The 20,322-nt window shown below is 35.2% G+C and carries 16 protein-coding genes; 14 read left to right on the top strand and 2 right to left on the bottom strand.

From position 1 onward, the window contains the following. Positions 1-6: 6 nt before the first annotated feature. The 11 genes from deoD to HW423_RS02975 all read left to right on the top strand — a co-directional run bounded on the left by deoD (position 7) and on the right by HW423_RS02975 (position 11,776). Positions 7-726, top strand: a complete 720-nt coding sequence (gene deoD, locus HW423_RS03025) for a purine-nucleoside phosphorylase (protein ID WP_218930470.1) — start codon at positions 7-9, stop codon at positions 724-726. A 20-nt stretch (positions 727-746) separates the two neighbouring features. Then, positions 747-2,204, top strand: a complete 1,458-nt coding sequence (locus HW423_RS03020; RefSeq protein WP_218930469.1) for a S41 family peptidase — start codon at positions 747-749, stop codon at positions 2,202-2,204. Beyond that, a complete protein-coding gene (gene lepB / locus HW423_RS03015) occupies positions 2,201-2,794 on the top strand; it encodes a signal peptidase I (protein ID WP_218930468.1) in 594 nt (197 codons plus the stop codon). Before HW423_RS03020 ends, lepB begins: the two co-directional genes overlap by 4 nt. A gap of 13 nt (positions 2,795-2,807) precedes the next feature. Continuing rightward, positions 2,808-3,671, top strand: coding sequence for a ribosome biogenesis GTPase YlqF (gene ylqF / locus HW423_RS03010; RefSeq protein WP_218930467.1), 864 nt, complete (start codon positions 2,808-2,810; stop codon positions 3,669-3,671). Next, positions 3,664-4,461 carry a ribonuclease HII gene (locus HW423_RS03005; protein WP_235956262.1) on the top strand — a complete coding sequence of 266 codons (798 nt, stop codon included), beginning with the start codon at positions 3,664-3,666 and terminating at the stop codon, positions 4,459-4,461. The genes ylqF and HW423_RS03005 overlap by 8 nt, the downstream gene beginning before the upstream one ends. 68 nt (positions 4,462-4,529) lie before the next feature. Continuing rightward, on the top strand, positions 4,530-5,435 hold the full coding sequence (gene dprA, locus HW423_RS03000) for a DNA-processing protein DprA (RefSeq protein WP_218930466.1): 906 nt from the start codon (positions 4,530-4,532) through the stop codon (positions 5,433-5,435). A 187-nt stretch (positions 5,436-5,622) separates the two neighbouring features. Beyond that, positions 5,623-7,683 (top strand): type I DNA topoisomerase, encoded by a 2,061-nt coding sequence (gene topA / locus HW423_RS02995; protein WP_218930465.1) that lies wholly within the window; start codon positions 5,623-5,625, stop codon positions 7,681-7,683. A gap of 275 nt (positions 7,684-7,958) precedes the next feature. Next, positions 7,959-8,879, top strand: coding sequence for a tyrosine recombinase XerC (gene xerC, locus HW423_RS02990; protein ID WP_218930464.1), 921 nt, complete (start codon positions 7,959-7,961; stop codon positions 8,877-8,879). Positions 8,880-8,881: 2 nt separating this feature from the next. Then, a complete protein-coding gene (gene hslV, locus HW423_RS02985; RefSeq protein ID WP_218930463.1) occupies positions 8,882-9,409 on the top strand; it encodes an HslVU peptidase proteolytic subunit in 528 nt (175 codons plus the stop codon). Between the two features lie 33 nt (positions 9,410-9,442). Beyond that, positions 9,443-10,864, top strand: a complete 1,422-nt coding sequence (hslU, locus tag HW423_RS02980; RefSeq protein ID WP_235956261.1) for an ATP-dependent protease ATPase subunit HslU — start codon at positions 9,443-9,445, stop codon at positions 10,862-10,864. A 21-nt stretch (positions 10,865-10,885) separates the two neighbouring features. Continuing rightward, the gene (locus HW423_RS02975) at positions 10,886-11,776 is read left to right on the top strand and encodes an aldose 1-epimerase family protein (protein WP_218930462.1); all 891 of its coding nucleotides are present in this window, start codon (positions 10,886-10,888) and stop codon (positions 11,774-11,776) included. Positions 11,777-11,850: 74 nt separating this feature from the next. On the opposite strand, the gene plsY is transcribed toward HW423_RS02975, so the two are convergent. Beyond that, positions 11,851-12,480 carry a glycerol-3-phosphate 1-O-acyltransferase PlsY gene (gene plsY / locus HW423_RS02970; protein WP_235956259.1) on the bottom strand — a complete coding sequence of 210 codons (630 nt, stop codon included), beginning with the start codon at positions 12,478-12,480 and terminating at the stop codon, positions 11,851-11,853. 265 nt (positions 12,481-12,745) lie between these two features. On the opposite strand from plsY, the gene parE reads away from it, so the two are divergent. The 3 genes from parE to HW423_RS02955 all read left to right on the top strand — a co-directional run bounded on the left by parE (position 12,746) and on the right by HW423_RS02955 (position 18,335). Beyond that, positions 12,746-14,845: a DNA topoisomerase IV subunit B gene (gene parE, locus HW423_RS02965; RefSeq protein WP_218930461.1), complete on the top strand. Its 2,100-nt coding sequence runs from the start codon at positions 12,746-12,748 to the stop codon at positions 14,843-14,845. Beyond that, positions 14,835-17,330 carry a DNA topoisomerase IV subunit A gene (parC, locus tag HW423_RS02960; protein WP_218930460.1) on the top strand — a complete coding sequence of 832 codons (2,496 nt, stop codon included), beginning with the start codon at positions 14,835-14,837 and terminating at the stop codon, positions 17,328-17,330. The genes parE and parC overlap by 11 nt, the downstream gene beginning before the upstream one ends. A gap of 75 nt (positions 17,331-17,405) precedes the next feature. After that, complete coding sequence (locus HW423_RS02955; RefSeq protein WP_218930459.1) at positions 17,406-18,335, top strand: manganese-dependent inorganic pyrophosphatase; 930 nt, start codon at positions 17,406-17,408, stop codon at positions 18,333-18,335. A gap of 101 nt (positions 18,336-18,436) precedes the next feature. On the opposite strand, the gene HW423_RS02950 is transcribed toward HW423_RS02955, so the two are convergent. Next, positions 18,437-20,143 carry an Rqc2 family fibronectin-binding protein gene (locus HW423_RS02950; RefSeq protein ID WP_218930458.1) on the bottom strand — a complete coding sequence of 569 codons (1,707 nt, stop codon included), beginning with the start codon at positions 20,141-20,143 and terminating at the stop codon, positions 18,437-18,439. Positions 20,144-20,322: the final 179 nt, after the last annotated feature.

The following is a 20,322-nucleotide window of genomic DNA, read 5'->3' as shown; positions in this document are numbered from 1 at the left end:
AATAAAATGAGTGTACATATTGGAGCAAAAAAAGGTGACATTGCAAAAACAGTTCTATTTCCAGGAGATCCATTAAGAGCGAAATTTATTGCGGAGACATTCTTAGATAATGTAATACAATACAATACCGTTCGTAATATGTTTGGCTATACAGGAGAATATAATGGAGTAAAAATTTCAGTTCAAGGATCTGGTATGGGGATTCCTTCTGCGATGTTATATGCCGAAGAGTTATATACTGAATATGAGGTTGAAACTATTATCCGTATTGGTTCTGCTGGAGGTATGAAAAACAAAGTTAAAGTTCGTGATATTGTATTTGGTCAGGGAGCAACGACAGATTCAAGTATCTTACAAAATATCTTTAATGGACAAGTACATTATTCGGCCATCGCTAATTTCGAAGTTTTAGATATTGCTTATCATTTAGCGACCGAATCATTAAGTGAAGATAATATCCATGTTGGAAATATCTTATCAAGTGACCGTTTCTATAATGAAGAGCTGAACAAGAAAAAATTAGCAGATTACGGTGTTTTAGCAGTTGAAATGGAAGCTGCAGGACTTTATGCTGTTGCAGCAAAACATAACCGTAAAGCATTGGCTATGTGTACAATAAGCGATCATCTAATCACAGGTGAGGAAACAACAGCTGAAGAACGTCAAAATACATTTACACAAATGATGAAAATCGCTTTAGAAACTGCAGTGAAACTAGATAAATAGAAAAAAACTGAGGTGAGAATATGAAAAAAAGCTTTAAATATGGATCTATTGCCTCGATCGTCGTTATTTTCGCCTTTGTATTTTTCAGTTCATCTTCATTGACAGAAGTTCAAGGCTTTGAATGGTTGTTTGGTGATGAAGAAGCGAATGTTGAGGAACTGAGTGACGAAGATATTCAAAATTTTATAGATAATTACTATGCCATTCAACAATTTTATATTGAGGATGTAAGTAAAGATCAATTAATGGAAGGTGCACTGAAAGGGATGGTAGATTCTATCGAAGATCCTTATTCAGAGTATTTAAATGCCAAAGAATCGGCGGATATGAATGAAACTGTTGAAGGTTCTTTCCAAGGTGTCGGAATTCAAATTATGGCGAGCGATGACCAAATTGTCATTGTAACGCCTATAGATGGGACACCAGCCAGTGAAGCCGGAATTCAACCAAATGATATAATTCTTGAAGCGGATGGTACTGAGTTAACAGGGATGGATACGAATGAAGTAGTCGATTTAATTCGCGGTCAAGAAGGAACCACAGTTAATTTGTTAATTCAACGTGGTTCTTCGGAATTTAATGTTGAATTAGAACGCGCCGAAATTCCAATCACAACAGTTACAGGTGAGTTGGATGAAGAAGATGCTACCATCGGAAATGTTCAAATTACTCAGTTCAATGGTACGACTTATGATGAATTAGTATCAGCTGTTGAAGATTTACGAGAACAAGGTGCAACCTCCTTTGTATTCGATTTAAGATATAATCCTGGTGGATTATTAGATCAAGGATTAGCTATCAGCAATATGTTCTTAGAAGACGATGAAATTATTATGAAAATGGAAGAAAGTGGGACAACAACTTCCACGTATGTTGCGAATGATTCAGAATACGGAGACTTCCAAATTACTGAACCATATGTCTTATTAATTAATGAAGGTAGTGCGAGTGCCAGTGAAATTTTAGCTGCTGCAATTAGAGAAAATACTGACGCACCTATTGTAGGTACAACTAGTTTTGGTAAAGGTTCAGTACAAACTATCTTAAATCCGACTGATTTCGGAGAGTTAAAACTAACTTTTGCGCGTTGGTTAACACCAAGCGGTGAGTGGATTCATGAAGTAGGGGTTGAACCAACGGTTCAAGTAGAAGGTCATCCAATAGAAACGTCAATTATAATGAACTCTGAAGAAGTACTTGTTTTAGGCGATAGCTCTGATCAAGTTGAATCACTTACAAATATGTTAGATGCGTTTGGCTATGAAGTGAATGTCGGAACATACTTTGATGAATCAATACAATCAGCCGTCGAGCAATTTCAAGAAGATAATGATTTAGAAGTTACTGGCGAAGTGGCGGGAGAAACTGCCACGACTTTAAATACAAAGGCTAGAGAATATATTCAAGAAAATGACGCTCAATATAATGCTGCCGTGGATGTGTTAGTTGAGTTAGTTTCTAAAGGTGAAGCAGCATGAGCTTGATCAAATATCTAATTAATGAATTAGTGAGTATCATATTTGCCGTATTGGTTGCAGTGCTAATATTTTTAGCACTGCGCCATTATGTTTTACAGCCGTTTCAAGTTGAAGGTAATTCAATGGAACCACAATTACATAATCAAGATCAAATGGTTATGTTGAGAAATAAAGACATAAAACGCTACGATGTTGTAGTGTTTCCGGACCCTAGAGGTTCGGGGGATTCATATGTGAAACGGATTATTGGAGAACCTGGAGATGAGATATATTTTTCAAATGATACATTATATTTGAATAATCAACCGGTTGAAGAACCTTATTTAGAACCCCTCAAATCAGAAACTGTGGGGAAATTTACTGAAGATTTCAGTTTATGGGATACTTTAGGTTTGACGGAAGTTCCAGAAGATTATTACTTTGTTATGGGGGACAATCGACCCTATTCGGGTGATAGCCGTCAGTTTGGACTCATTCAAGCCGAAGATATTCAAGGTGTAACTAATTTTGTCTACTTTCCTTTCGAGCGATTTGGTAAGATAGAAGAGTATAATTTAACAGAGGATGGAACAGTAAACATTTTAGAATAGAGGTGGATATTTTATGTCATCAAATATTATACAGTGGTTTCCCGGACATATGGCGAAAGCAAGGCGTGAAGCTACAGAAAAAATGCATCTAGTTGATGTTGTTATTGAATTAGTTGACGCTAGAATTCCAGAATCAAGTCGTAATCCGATGATTAATGAGATTGTTGGAAACAAACCAAGAATTATTGCATTGAATAAAAGTGATTTAGCTGATAGTGAAGTAACAAATCTATGGTTAGACTATTATGAATCACAAAATATACCTGCTGTCGCGATTGACTCGCAACACAATAAGGGTTTACGAAAACTTCAACAAAGAATCCAGGCAATTATGGCGGATTACTTTGAGAAGCAAAAAGAACGCGGCGTTAAACCAAGGGCTATTCGTTTGATGATTCTTGGAATTCCCAATGTTGGTAAGTCTACTTTGATTAATCGTTTTGTTGGGAAAAACCAAGCGCAAACAGGGAACAAGCCAGGGGTCACAAAAGCCCAACGTTGGTTAAAAATTAATAAAGACTTTGAATTATTAGATACACCTGGTATTCTATGGCCTAAATTCGAAGATCCGAATGTGGGAACTAAATTAGGTATTACAGGTGCTATCAAAGATACATTATTATATATGGATGATCTTGCTTTATTTTTACTTGCATATTACCAAGAGAATCACGTAGATATTTTAGTAAACCGATATAATGTGACTCAAGACGATGTATTAAATAATACGCCGGTTGACTTATTAATTAAAATAACAGAAAAAATGAACTTGAGAGATGACTACGAAGCTGCAAGTCAACGAATTATTTTTGATTATCGAAAAAATAACTTAGGTTCAGTGACATTAGATAAAGTAGAGCAAGTAACAAATGAGTAAAATGACCATTAAAGATATCAAGGAAATGTTATCTAATGAAGAATTGACTGATGTTCAATTTATCGAGTTAAAACGAGACGAGCGCAAAGGTGTTCAGAAATTATTACAGCAGTTCGAATTGAAAAAGCAAAAGTTAGCAAAACAATTACTTGAGCATCGGACGAGACTAGAATTCGAACTTGATCTCTATGCTAAGCAAAATCTATCGTATATCGCAGGAATTGATGAAGTTGGGCGAGGCCCCCTCGCTGGCCCGGTTGTTGCAGCGAGTGTTATATTACCTCGAGATATGGATGATCTTGTTGGAATCAACGATTCCAAATCATTGTCACACGCTAAAAGAGTTGAATACGCACAATTAATTAAAGAAGTAGCAATTGCATATAGCATTATTGAAATAGATAACTCTGTTATTGATAAAGTCAATATATTGGAAGCTACAAAGGTAGCAATGCTAAAAAGTGTAAGTGAATTGCCAATTAAGCCACAACATTTGTTAATTGATGCACTTAATTTGAACACTGATATTCCACAAACTAAAATAATTAAAGGTGACGAACGATCGATTTCTATTGCGGCAGCAAGTATCATAGCAAAAGTATATCGTGATGAACTAATGTTATGTTATCATCAGTTATATCCCGAATTCGAATTTGATAAAAATATGGGTTATGGGACAAAAAATCACTTAAATGCCTTACAACAATTTGGCTATACTCCGATTCATCGACAGTCATTTTCACCCGTAAGTCATACGACATCGATATATAATAGTAGAAAGACGAAATAATTAAAATTATTTCGTCTTTTTTTAATGGATTTGCCTCTTTTTTTTGTATATATATATGGAGGTGTAATATGAAATTAAAAATTAAAGAACAACTTATTTTTCTAAAAGCAAAAAATGTATCTCACAAAGTTTTGGCGACCTACTTAGAAGTTATTATGGATTATCGATTATTAAGAGAAGAACTTGAACCCATAGAGTGTCAAAAAATATTGATTGAGGTTAGACAAACAAAACAAGTAAAACTCACAGTGGAAGCAAATTTTAATCATATTCGTTTAGCCGATTTAACGACTTTAACTCAATTGGCACAGTATTCCATTATGATCGGTGAGTATCATTATCCGATGTTATGGTATCATACGGCACAGCCACCTATACTTGTCTTTTACAGAGGAGACATAGGGCTTTTAAGGAAACCGAAAGTATCTGTCATTGGAACAAGACAAATTACTACTTACGGAAAGACAGTCACTCGTGAGATTATAAATGCCTTGTCAAAAGAAACATGGGTGAGTGTATCAGGATTAGCCTTAGGTGTAGATGCTTCAGTTCATGAGTATACCCTTGAACATCCCAACGGCAGAAGTATTGCGATCATTCCTTGTGGCTTAGACTATTATTATCCAAGGGCGAATAAATACATTCAAAAAAGAATGGAACAACAGGACCTCATTTTAAGTGAATATATGCCAAATATAAAGCCAATGAAACACCATTTTGTATTGAGGAATCGGTTAGTTGCCGGCATATCCAAAGCAACCATTGTCATTGAAGCAGCACAAAGAAGCGGTAGCTTAATTACTGCTAATTATGCTTTACAGTATAACCGCGAAGTCTTTGCTGTACCTGGACGTATCACAGATGATCAATCAAGAGGTTGTAATGACTTAATCCAAATCGGAGCGACACCCGTATTGGATATTCCATCGATGATTAATGAATTAAAGGAAATCTTTCAAATGCAAGGCTATTAATTTATTGACACGTATGTATATAAGAAAAAATTCATTTAAACTTTAATTTATTGTCTATATAATGGATAGAAAAATATAAAGTTGAAATTTAATATTTGACAACAATATCAGAATGGACTAATATGTTTACGATTTTATAAATTAAACATATCGAAAAATAAAAATAATTTAAAGGAGTTGATTGAGGGTGGCATATAAATACTTAGTCATCGTCGAATCACCAACCAAAGCTAAAACAATAGATAAATATTTAGGAAGAAACTATAAAGTTGTAGCGAGTAAAGGTCACTTAAGAGATCTACCAAAAAGTAAGATGGGGATTGATTTTGAAAATAATTTTGATCCTCAATATATAACTATACGTGGCCGCGGTGATACCGTTAAAGAATTAAAAAAATTAGCCAAAAAAGCTGAAAAAGTCTATCTCGCAGCCGATCCGGACCGCGAAGGGGAAGCAATTGCTTGGCATTTAAGCTATATTCTAGGCTTAAAAGAAGGAGACAAAAACCGTGTTGTATTTAACGAGGTTACTAAAGATGCTGTAAAAGATGCATTTAAAAACCCGAGAGAAATCAATCAGGATTTAGTTGATTCACAACAAGCACGACGTATCTTAGATCGTATTGTTGGTTATTCAATTTCTCCTCTATTATGGAAGAAAATTAAAGGTGGATTAAGTGCCGGACGTGTTCAATCAACGGCTTTAAAATTAATTATCGACCGTGAACACGAAATCCGTGCATTTAAACCGGAAGAATACTGGTCAATTCCTACTAAATTCAAAAAAGGTCGCTCGAGTTTTGAAGCACAATTCTATGGTGAGAATGGTAAAAAGGTTGAGTTAACTTCTGAAGAGCAAGTCAAAGGGATCTTAGATAAACTCGATCAAGATAAAGATTTTAAAATTGTTGATATCGAAGAAAAAGAACGTCGTCGAAAACCACCAAAACCATATACGACAAGTACACTTCAACAAGATGCATCAAACCGAATTAATTTCCGAGCTGGGAAAACGATGATGATTGCACAGCAATTATATGAAGGGATTGCGATTGGGAAGAATACGATTGGTTTAATCACTTATATGCGTACAGACTCAACACGTATTTCTCAAACCGCTAAAGCAAGTTCAAGTAATTATATTAAAGAGAAATTTGGTCAAGAGTATCTTGGTCAAGGTACAGCGGTGACAAATTCTGCCAACACACAAGATGCCCATGAGGCGATCCGTCCTTCAGATGTAACTTTAGCACCTGATGACATTAAGGAATTTCTATCCCGCGATCAATTTAGATTATATTCTTTAATTTGGTCACGTTTTGTAGCGAGCCAAATGACAGATGCTGTGTATGATACCATTCGAGCTGACATCACTCAAAACGACGTGAATTTCCGTGCGAATGGCTCTCGAATCAAATTCGAAGGGTTTTTAAGAGTATATGAAACTAAGTCTAAGAAAGATAATTACTTACCAGACTTATCTGTAGACGATTTAGTTAAACTTGCAGAAATTAATCCAGAGCAACACTTTACACAACCACCTGCGCGATACAATGAAGCAAGTTTAGTGAAGGTTCTTGAAGAATTAGGTGTCGGACGTCCGTCAACTTATGCACCAACGCTTGAAACATTAAGAAAAAGATACTATGTGAAAATGGTCGCTAAACGATTTGAACCGACAGAACTAGGTGAAATTGTTAATAGTGTGATGGTAGAATTCTTCCCAGATATTGTGGATACTGACTTTACAGCCGGTATGGAAAGAGGCTTAGATGAAGTTGAAGATGGGAAGCAAAACTGGGTTAAATTATTAGATGAATTCTATACTGGCTTTGATAAAGAAATAAAACAAGCCGAAGTTAATATGGAAGATATCGAAATTAAAGATGAACCTGCTGGCTTTGATTGTGATGTCTGCGGCCACCCAATGGTAATTAAAATTGGACGTTATGGTAAATTCTATGCATGTAGTGCTTTCCCAGACTGTCGAAATACGAAAGCCATTGTTAAAAAAATCGGCGTTACTTGTCCAACTTGTAAAGAAGGCGAAGTAGTTGAACGTAAATCTAAGAAAAATAGAATTTTCTATGGATGTACTCGCTATCCTGAATGTGACTTTGTTTCATGGGATAAACCAATTGCACGCTCATGTCCAAAGTGTGATCACTTCTTAACTGAAAAAGTAACAAGAAAAGGTAGTCAAGTAAAATGTAGTAACTGTGATTATGCTGAAGAATTAGTGAATTAATCCAATTTGCGATAACTACTCAATCGAATAGTTATCGCATTTTTTTTTATATATTTCATATTTAGTTTATGAAAACGTGTTAAACTTAGAAAGTACTATAAAAACGATACGGTTTTCATATTAATCAGACCTTGGAATGATTACAAAATGCATATTAATTGATAGAATATTATAAGGCACTGTAAAATAGTATGCATCCTTTTTATAGGAAGAATTTAAAAATAAAAAAATTGCGGTAGATGCATGAAAGGCTTATAGTTGAAATGAGGGATAGAATGGAAGATTATATTAGTCAATTTCTAAATTATATCGAGAATGAACGACGTTACTCTAAACAAACTGTCCTGGCCTATTCAAAAGACTTGAAGGAATTTCATAAATTTTTAGAAAGTTCCGGGGAAACAGACATTACAAAGTTAGTTTACCAAGATTTTAGACTTTTTTTAGCTTTTTTAAACGAGAGAGAATTGGCTCGAACGACCATTTCTAGAAAGTTATCAAGTTTACGAGCATTTTTTAAATACGCTTTAAGAATGGATTGGATAGAAAGTAATCCAATGGAATTAATTCAATATAATGTTAAGAAACAACAGTTACCGGAATTTTTTTATGAAGATGAGATGCGAGAACTATTTACCGCGATTGAAGTCTCAGAGTCATCCATGCAATTGTTACATAGTGCATTGGTAGAGTTACTCTATGCCACGGGAATGCGAGTTAGTGAGTTAACTAATTTGACACTCCAGCAAGTTGATTATGATATGTCACTAGTTCGAGTGATTGGTAAAGGGAATAAAGAACGCATAATACCTGTAGGTGATCTTGCATTAAAAAGCCTAACAAAATATATTCAAGAATTAAGACCTGAACTTGCGGCCAAAAGTAAGCCAGAAGATAGGAACTATGTGTTTCTATCAAAAACGGGATTACAACTAAGTCCAACGCAAGTTAGAAAGATACTTAATTCTATCGTTAAAGAAGCAGGGCTAAATCTTTCAATACATCCTCATAAACTTCGGCATACATTTGCGACGCATTTATTGAATAACGGGGCGGATATGCGAAGTGTGCAAGAATTATTAGGACATGAAGACTTAAGTTCAACACAAGTTTATACTCATGTAACAAAAGATCGTTTAAGAAGCACTTATTTAAATGTGTTTCCAAGAGCAAAAAGACAATCTAAGGAGGAATAATAATGACAACAATATGTGCAGTTAAAAAAGATAATAAAGTAGCAATGGCCGGAGACGGGCAAGTAACTATGGGTGAAAGTGTTATTATGAAAGGTGGCGCGAAGAAATTACGCCGCATCTATAATAATAATGTTATTGTTGGCTTTGCTGGTGGAGTCGCTGATGCGATCACCTTATCAGAAATGTTTGAAGAAAAACTTCAAGCGCATCAAGGACAATTAGCTCGTGCAGCTGTAGAGGTTGCTAAACAATGGCGTACAGACCGTTCGCTTCAAAAACTAGAAGCATTATTAATCGTTATGGACCGCAATAACATCTTATTAGTGAGTGGGACGGGCGAAGTCATTGAACCAGATGATGGCGTCTTAACGATTGGATCAGGTGGTAACTTTGCCTTATCTGCAGCCAGAGCCATGTTAAGATATGGAGACTTATCTGCTGAAGAGATTGCCAAAAACTCTTTACAAATTGCAAGTGAGATTGATGTATTTACAAACGATAATATTATTGTCGAATCATTTAAAGACTAATTTATATAAGTAAAGATTTACTAGGAGGTTATTATGGATAATTTAACACCAAGAAAAATTGTGGAAGCTTTAGATCAATATATTGTTGGTCAAAGTGACGCAAAACGCTCTGTTGCCATTGCATTACGAAATCGAATTCGCCGATTAAAACTCGATGATGAATTACAAAGAGAAGTAAAGCCTAAGAATTTACTTATGATTGGTCCTACTGGGGTAGGTAAGACCGAGATTGCAAGACGTTTAGCTGACATTGCTCAAGCGCCATTCATTAAAGTTGAAGCAACGAAATTTACAGAAGTAGGTTATGTGGGTCGAGACGTTGAATCAATGGTACGTGACTTAGTTGAGAATAGTATTCGTCTACTTAAGAAACAGAAACAAGAAGAAGTTAAAGAAACAGCAGAAGCGAAAGCGATTGAACGCATTGCTAAAGCATTGAAACCTGGGGAAAAACCTGCCAAAGCTGAATCAACTTCACAACAAAACCAAGCAAATCCATTTGGAAACTTCGCGGAAATGTTTAAGCAAATAAATCCCGCGGCCAATGACGTTGAGGAAGAAGAAGAGGAAATTGTCACTGAAGAAGTGGCAGCAACGCGTCGTGCCATTCGTCAACAAATTCGTGATGGTAAATTAGATAATCACGAAGTGACGATAAAAATGGAAGAGAAAAAACTTCAATTAAATAGCATGAACCCAGCGATGGAACAAATGATGGATATGCAAGAAAGCTTAAATGCGCTAAAACCTAAAAAGAAAATTGAACGTACAATAACAGTTGCAGAAGCAATTAAATTACTGACAGAAGAAGAAGCTGATAAATTAATTAATCAAGATGATATTAATCAAAAAGCTTTAGAACTTGCACAAAGTAACGGAATTATCTTTATTGATGAAATAGACAAAATTGCATCCAAAAATCAAAATAGCGGCGAAGTCAGCCGTCAAGGTGTTCAACGTGATATTTTACCAATCGTTGAAGGAAGTCAAGTCCAAACTAAATACGGTATTATCCAAACAGATCATATCTTATTTATTGGATCAGGTGCTTTCCATGAATCAAAACCATCGGATTTAATCCCTGAGTTACAAGGACGATTCCCAATTCGTGTGAATCTGGATGATTTAACTAGAAGTGACTTTGTAAGTATCTTAACTGAGCCTAAAAACGCTTTAATTAAGCAATACGAAGCATTGTTAGCAACAGAAGGTGTAGAAATTCATTTTACTGAAGCTGCAATCGAAAAACTTGCAGATTATGCGGTTCGTTTAAATGATACAACTGATAATATTGGAGCAAGACGTCTCCATACAATTCTAGAAACAGTCCTAGAAGAATTATTATTCGAATCAGCTGAAATGCAGATGGGTGAAATCGAAATTACAGAACAATACGTTGAACAACGATTAGAGAAAATCGTTGAAAACCGTGATTTAAGTCACTATATCTTATAATAGAAGCTGGGAGGAACCTAAATGATTACTTTAGAAAATGACTATTTAATCGTTAAAATTAAAGAAGAGGGTGCCGAACTCGTTTCCATCGTCGATAAGAAAACGGATTATGAATTTTTATGGCAAGCCGATGAAAAGTATTGGGCAAGACATGCACCGGTATTATTTCCGATTGTCGGAAAGCTAAAGGATGATTCTTATCAATTTGTTGATAAAGAATATCATATGAAGCAACATGGTTTTGCTAGGGACTTGCCGTTTCACGTTCAAAATATCACGAGCAATTCAGCAAGTTTATATTTAAAGAATACAGATGAAACGCATGAAAAATATCCTTTTGAATTCAGCTTACAAATTAATTACATCTTGCATTACTCAAGTATTACAGTAAGTTATGAGATACTAAATCCGTCTACAGATAAGACTTTATATTACAGTATCGGTGGTCATCCTGCTTTTAATGTGAGTCAATCTACTTCAGGTTCTAAGGAAGAATTTGATGATGTCTCTTTCAGATTCGAACCAGCAGGCCAATACTTGCAAATACCGCTTAGTAAAGGCGGTTTAACGCTACCAAATAAAGCGAAATATGTTGAAGTTAATGAAGTACCAATAAAACATACAACGTTCAAAAATGATGCTTTAATTTATCAAATTAGCCAACAAACTGAGATAGTCTTAGAAGATAAGTCCAATGATGTAGCGATTAGATTGAAGCCTAATCGGATGGACTTTGTAGGGATTTGGTCACCATATCCTAAACGTGCACCCTTTGTATGTATTGAACCTTGGTCTGGTATTGCAGATCCTGATAATACAACAGGCCATCTAGCTGAAAAATATGCTATTCATGAATTACGTGCATCGCAATTGATGACTCATGATTACACTATGTCATTTAGCAAAAATTAACCGATAAAAAAACCGCCTATTAACTGATAAGTTCTACTTTTATTGTAGAACTCATCGCTCAGGCGGTTTTTGATTTATTTATTTGGTTTATTTAATCCCCAATTAATACGGCTTTCGTTCCCTTTTAAAAGTCTTTGAATATTTGTACGATGGCGATAGAGAAGTAACAGTGCAATGAGGATGAAACCTACTTTGTAAACAGGTTCCGGATTTGTAATCGCAATATATAGTGCTATGATAGAATAGCTTGTCATCGATGATAGGCTGACCGTACTCGTTAAGAATATCAGAATACCTAAGATTAATACTAAGACTAATGCGAGATAAATATTAAATGCGACTAATACGCCGATTGAAGTTGCGACAATTTTCCCACCGCGAAAACCTGCCCATAAGGGATAAGAATGCCCAATTACACAAGCTAAGGCAGTCGCCATTATAATTAACGGAGACTCGGAAAATATATTTTTTGCAATGAGTACCGGAATTAACCCTTTCAGTACATCAACAATCGTTACCATTACTGCCGCACGAAAACCAAAATTTCGTCCAACATTGGTTGCGCCACTGCCTCCACTCCCTAAAGAGCGGACATCAATATCATGGCGTGTTCTAGAATAGAGTACGCCTGTAGGAAATGATCCAATACAGTATGCTAAGATGAGCCATATGATAGGCCAGATATTATTCATTATTGTTTCCATAGCAACCTCCTAATAACTGGCTTTATTTTACCATATAAATTTTAATTAATATAGATAAATTAAGATAGTGAACCAATGTGAGGAATCATTTTAAGGCAGTAGAAATGAAAAGAGTTTGCAATATCTTAGTTCTTTGTATAAAATTCAAAAGGTCAAACACAATGAAATCGTGACAAATAAACATTTTAAAATTTAATACAGAAAAACAGATAAATTTTTGATATGATAAAGAAGTTGATTATTTATAGAAAAAAGAGGTGTAATTTTGGCACAGAAACCAAACCTTACAAATTATAATGATGATGCCATTCAAATACTTGAAGGACTAGACGCAGTACGTAAGCGTCCGGGTATGTATATTGGATCGACAGATCAAAAAGGCTTGCATCATTTAATATATGAGATAGTAGATAATTCAGTAGACGAAGCGTTAAGTGGATTTGCTGATAAGATAAATATAACGTTAATGGAAGATGGCAGTGTCCTAATCGAGGATAATGGTCGAGGGATGCCTATTGGTTTACATGACAGTGGTATTCCAACAATTCAAGTCATCTTTACAGTGCTACATGCCGGAGGTAAATTCGGTCAAGGTGGCTATAAATCTGCCGGAGGGCTGCATGGTGTTGGAGCGAGTGTTGTTAATGCTTTATCAAGTTGGTTAGAAGTAACTGTTTATCGTGATGGTTACAAATATACAATGCGCTTTGAAGATGGTGGTAAACCAGCGACGAAATTGAAAAAAACAAAAGCACCTTCGAAATCCATGACAGGAACGACCGTGCATTTTATGCCGGATGATAGTATTTTTGGTAGTTCAAAAATCAGTTATAGCACGATTAGCGAGCGATTTCGTGAGTCTGCTTACTTATTAAAAGGCTTAGAAATTACCATCGAAGATAAAATCCATGAAGAAAGCGAAACATTTTTATTCGAAAATGGTTTACATGATTTCATCAATTACCTAAATGAAGAAAAAGATACAATGGGTGAGATTGCGAATCTTTCAACCGTTGTGGATGAATTCGAGATTGATTTTGCAATGCAATACAATGATGGCTATTCTGAAACGATTTTATCTTTTGCTAATAATGTCCGCACTTATGGTGGTGGAACACATGAAACGGGTATGAAGACGGGAATTACAAAAGCCTTTAATGAATATGCACGTAAATCGGGCTTATTAAAAGAAAAAGATAAAAACCTTGAAGGATCAGATGTGCGTGAAGGGTTAGCAGCCGTCATATCTATACGTGTACCTGAACAGTACTTACAATTCGAGGGACAAACTAAAGATAAACTCGGTACACCCAAAGCTCGTCAATTAGTTGATAATGCTGTGAACGAATTTTTATCAGCTTACTTAAATGAAAATGGTAACTTCAGTCAAATGATTTTACGTAAGGCGATTAAAGCGCGTGAAACACGTGAATTAGCCAGAAAAGCCAGAGAGGCAGCACGTACCGGTGCTAAGAAATCACAACAAGAAAAACTAATTTCTGGAAAATTAACCAAAGCACAATCAAAAGATGCTTCGAAAAACGAACTTTATTTAGTCGAGGGAGATTCCGCGGGTGGGTCAGCCAAATTAGGACGTGATCGTCGCTATCAAGCAATCTTACCATTACGAGGTAAAGTTATTAATACTGAAAAAGCATCGATGGCTGATATTCTAAAAAACGAAGAGATTAATACGATGATTTATACCATTGGTGCCGGGGTTGGGAATGATTTCAATGTTATTGAATCCAACTATGATAAAATCATTATTATGACCGATGCGGATACCGATGGGGCTCATATTCAAGTTTTATTACTTACATTCTTCTATCGTTACATGAAACCTTTATTAGAGGCTGGGAAAGTCTACTTGGCGATGCCACCACTTTATAAGGTAAGTAAAGGAAAAGGTAAGAAAGAAGTCATTGAATATGCTTGGACAGATGAAGAATTAGAAGAAAAAATTAAACAAGTTGGAAAAGGCTATATCTTACAACGCTATAAAGGTTTAGGTGAGATGAATGCTGATCAATTATGGGATACAACGATGAATCCTGAATCACGTTTATTAATCCGTGTAACCATTGATGATGCAGCCATGTCTGAGAGACGATTAACAACTCTAATGGGAAGTAAAGTAGAACCAAGACGTAAATGGATTGAAAACAATGTCAGCTTTACCTTGGACGAAGAGGATACATTGCTTAAAGAAGCTGATATCAGTACGAGTCAAAAAGACGAGGAAGCAAATATCGACGTCAAAGAAAAGTTAGAAAATCATTCTGAACCCGAGATTGATTTAAATCGTGACAATAGTGAATCTCAGATAAATTTATTTAGTGAGGATGATATAAATGGTCGTTAATCCAAATGAACACATTGAAGAACTGACGTTCGCAGACGTCATCGGTGACCGATTTGGTCGCTATTCTAAATATATTATACAAGACCGTGCCTTGCCGGATATAAGAGACGGATTGAAACCGGTACAACGTCGTATATTATTTGCAATGCAACAAGACCGCAATACGTCTGAAAACCCTTATCGAAAGTCGGCTAAGACTGTCGGAAATGTTATTGGTAACTATCACCCTCATGGGGACTCATCAGTTTATGAAGCGATGGTCCGATTAAGTCAAGATTGGAAGTTACGAGAGCCATTAATTGATATGCACGGTAATAACGGAAGTATGGACGGGGACCCAGCTGCAGCGATGCGTTATACCGAAGCTCGCTTATCACCAATTGCGTCTTTACTATTAGAAGATATAAACTATGAAACAATTGATTATGCGTTTAACTTTGATGACACAATTGAGGAACCGATAGTCTTACCTGCTAGATACCCTAATTTAATTGTCAATGGAGCGACAGGTATTTCAGCCGGTTATGCGACTGAGATTCCGCCCCATAATCTAGGTGAAGTCATTGATGCAGTGATTTATATATTGAAACATAAGAAGTATGAACTCTCTGATTTATTAAAATTCATCAAAGGGCCAGACTTTCCAACCGGCGGGATTATTCAAGGAGCGAAAGATTTAAGTAATGCTTATAAGAATGGGAACGGAAAAGTCGTTGTTCGATCTAAAATCGAGATTGAAACGCTTAAGGGTGGTAAATCTCAAATTGTTGCGACTGAACTTCCTTATGATGTAAATAAGTCTAAACTCATCCAACGTTTAGATGATATCCGTCTACAGAGAAAATTAGAGGGGATTTCAGAAGTCCGCGATGAATCGGACCGTGATGGAGTTCGCCTTGTAATTGAATTAAAACGAGATGTCGATGCTGATGCTGTATTGAACTATTTACTAAAAAATTCCGACTTACAAGTAAATTATCATTTTAATATGATTGCCATTCATAACAGACGTCCTGTATTAGCGAATTTAAAACTAATTCTTGAATCTTATATCGATCATCAACGTGAAGTAATCACAAGACGTACGAAATTCCAATTAGCTCAAGATAAGACGCGATTACACATTGTTGATGGATTAATTCGAGTGATGTCAATTTTAGATCAAGTGATTGCAACCATCCGCCAAAGTGAAAACAAATCCGATGCGAAAGCAAATTTAGTAAAAGAATTTGAATTCTCAAATGAGCAAGCAGAAGCGATTGTTTCACTGCAATTATATCGTTTAACAAATACTGATATTACCGCTTTACAAAATGAGCGTTTAGAATTGAATGAACGTATTGGTATGTATGAAAATATCTTAGCAAATGATGATATTCTAAATAAAGTATTAATTAATGAATTAAGTGATGTTAAAAAGAAATTTGCAACACCACGTCGGACTGAAATTGAAGCTGAAGTTGAAGAAATTACGATTGAGTCAACACTTTTAATTCCACAAGAAGATGTCGTTGTATCCGTAACAAATGAAGGTTATGTTAAACGGACAAGCCACCGTTCATTTAATTCGTCAGATACATTGAATTTAGGGCGTCGTGAATTTGATTATGCAATTTATGTGGAGAAGTTAAGTACTTATGATGCGATCGTCATGATTACTAACAAAGGAAATTACATCTACATACCAGTCAATGAATTGCCTGATATCCGTTGGAATGATATGGGAATGCACATCTCACAAAAATACCGTTTAAAAGAGGGTGAGCAACTTATTGCTGCCTTTAAAGCAGTTCAAGGTATTGGTGATGCAGATTCAAATATTGCTGAAGACAAGGTGCTTCTTGCTACTCGTTTAGGAATGATTAAACAAACAAGACTCGATGAATTTGTAACATTTAGAAGTTACAAAACAAAATCAGCTATTGCTATGAAATTGAAAAAAGATGATGAGCTTATCTCAGCTATTCCTGTCAAAGATAAGACTGACTACCAAGTCGTATTCTTAACACACCGAAGTTACAGTTTAAGATATCCGCTTAGCGAAGTCTCTAGTTACAGTTTACGAGCACAAGGGGTTATTGGTATAAACCTTAAAGAAGAAGATTATGTCGTCGCTGCCTTAGTTATTGAAGATGATACAAATACACAAATTGTTGGATTAACTCAAAGAGGGAATATCAAACGATTTAAACCAGATATTGTTGGATCAGCTTCTCGTGGTAGCCGTGGTATTCTATTATTAAAAGAATTGAAGTCTCAACCACATCGACTAATCAATGCATTAGCAATTACAGATGCAAATGCTCCATTAGTCGTATACGGAGATACTGGCTTTGAAAGTGAGATTCAACCGAATGATTATCCAATATCAGAACGGTTATCAAACGGTTCTGCTGTTAAGGAAATTGAAAAACTAGGGAATGTACTTGATATTCATCTCGCTCAACTAAAACTAATTAATCAAGAATCTAAAATTGAAGAATAGTTAGGAAAGGTCATTCATTTTTTAGTAATATAATGATAAACTATATTAGAATTAACCTGAAGGAGGAATATATTCATGTCAAAATATTTAGTTTTTGGACATAAAAATCCAGACACTGATGCGATAGCATCAGCGATTGCATTTAGTTTTTATTTAGAAAAAATCGGTCATGAGTCAGAAGCTGTGGCTCTTGGTACACCCAATGAGGAAACTCAGTTTGCATTAAATTATTTTAACGTTGAGAGACCACGTGTTGTGTCATCTGTCTCAAATGAAGTAGAACGTGTCGCTTTAGTTGACCATAACGAAGCTAAACAATCAGTGAATGATTTAGATGAGGTTGAAGTTGGTTTTGTTATTGATCACCATAGAATTGCTAACTTTGAAACATCTAATCCACTGTTTTACCGTGCTGAACCAATTGGAAGTACAGCGAGTGTTATTTATAAATTATTCAAAGAAAATAACATTGATGTTCCAAAAGCAATCGCAGGCTTAATGTTATCAGCGATTATCTCTGATACACTATTATTCAAATCACCAACTAGTACATCTCAAGATGAGAAAATTGCGAATGAATTAGCAAAAATTTCAGATGTAAACATTGATAAATATGGTCTTGAATTATTAAAAGCAGGAACAAAATTAAGTGCTAAATCTGCACTTGAGTTAGTTCAATCTGATTCAAAAACTTTTGATATGAACGAGCAATCTGTCCGTATTGGCCAAATCAATGTGATTGGGTTTGACGAGATGTTAGGACGTAAAGATGAAATATTAAATGCAATGCGTGATGAAATTGCTGAAAATAACTTTGATTTATTTGTTCTATTGATTACAGATATTTTAGAGAGCGATTCAATTGCCTTTGTTCTGGGTGAGAATATTATTCCTGTAGAAAAAGCATTCAAACAACCTGTGGTTGAAGAAGTAATTACTTTACCAGGTGTTGTATCACGTAAAAAACAAATTGTACCTCAATTAACTGAAGCATTTTCAGACTAAGCAAATGAAGCTGGTAAAGATTTATTTACCAGATTTTAAATGAAAAATAAAAAACAACCCGCTACCTAGTTCGAAAACTAGACAGTGGGTTGTTTTTTCGATTAATCGTTTATTTTTAATTCGTTAATTTTTTTCTCAACGGGTGTGACAAACAGTGTATTTTGACCTTCGTAAATGACATAGCCAGGTTTAGCACCATTGGGTTTACGTAAGTGCTTCACTTGAACGGTATCAACAGGTACATTTGCAGAATTATGTGATTTAGAATAGTAAGCGGCTATCTCAGCTGCCTCTGTCATCGTTTGATCACTTGGTTTGTCTGATTCAACAATCACATGGGCACCAGGAATATCTTTAGTATGTAACCACCAATGATTTTTACTTGCTTTACGCATACTTAATTCATCATTTTGTTGGTTATTACGGCCAACATAAATCATTACACCGTCGCTTGATTTGTAGCGACGCGGTTTAGATTTTGATTTAGCTCGTTTTTTATCAGATTTATTACGTTTTCCGCCATAACCCTCTCGAATTAACTCGGCTTTAATATCTTCAATGTCTTCAATTTCTGCTTGTTCAAGCTGTACAAGAACTGAATTTAAATATTCTATTTCTTGCTGGGCTAATTTTTCTTGTTTTTCAATAAAGCGTAACGAGTCACGATATTTGGTATAGCGTTTGAAATATGCTTGACTATTCTCAGATGGTGTTTTTCTTGGATTTAATTCAATGGTATAAGGTTCATTGTTATCGTAATAATTAGCTACAACAGTAGATGATTGACCTTTTTCGATTTGATACGAAAAGGCATTGATTAATTCACCTTTTAGACGATAAACATCCGCATCTTGGGCGACTTGTCTATCTTTTTCTAAGTTTTCTAATTTATGATAATTTTTCTCAATGATTTGTTTGATTCTTTGAATTAAATCACCAGATAATTGCTTAACTCGATCTAAACGCACCTTTTGATTATAGAAGACATCCAGTGATTCACTTAATGATTCATAATAATCTCGTTCACCTTCAATATAGGGTAGATCCATCGCGTAAAATTTCATTTGGTTATCAGTTCTAAATATAACGGGTTGACCTGTCTTTAGCTCATGTAAGTACTTTTCTAAGGCTTGATAAGCTGTTAGCTGGTCGTCATTTATCCACGCGGTAATTTGTTTACTCGCAAGACCTGACATTCCTTGAATTACTTTAGATGCTTTACCAGTTGCAAGTAATTCTTGGTTTTCAGTTGCGAATTCGTTTAATTGAGTATCACTCAGTGTCAAGATATTTTCTTGATTTTCATTTTTAGGTGGTAGGATATATTCTGTACCTGGTTGTAAACTTCTAAAACTATTCATACTTGGTGGAATATGTTTAATACAATCAATAATTTTATTCGTAACGGGATTAACTAATATAATATTACTGTGGCGACCCATTAATTCAAAGATAAGTAAATAACTTTGTAAATCACCTAATTCATCCCGGCCACTTAATTCAAATGTGATGATTCGGTCATTTTCATATTGACGAATATCCAATACTGTTGCATTTTCCAGATGTTTTCTTAACAGCATGCAAAACATTGGCGCTTGCTGTGGGTTATTTGCTTTTACCTCAGTTAAGTGCAGGCGATAGTAGATTGGATGGATCGAAGCATCGAGTCGGTAATTGGTACGATTTGCTCGTATAACAAATTGTAATTCTTGTTCAAACGGTTGATAAATTTTGTGTATGCGTCCATTTTTTAGTTTGGAAGTTAGCTCTTCTGTTATTTTGTGTGTATAAAAGCCATCAAATGACATCAACCAAACCTCCTTTAATCACATGATTTTACTAGACTATTATTGTACATTAAATAGGCTGAAATTACTAATTATCAAAACGTAGCCGATTATTAAAAAGAGATTAAAAAAAGAATAGAAATGGTTGACATATATTTAACGAGGTTGTATTATTGTATTAACAAATAAGAAAGGGGCCA

The organism is Ruoffia halotolerans (assembly GCF_014049385.1).
GTDB lineage: Bacteria > Bacillota > Bacilli > Lactobacillales > Aerococcaceae > Ruoffia > Ruoffia halotolerans.
Note: the sequence above shows the minus strand (reverse complement) of the source record. Positions and strands in the feature narration are given on the sequence as shown.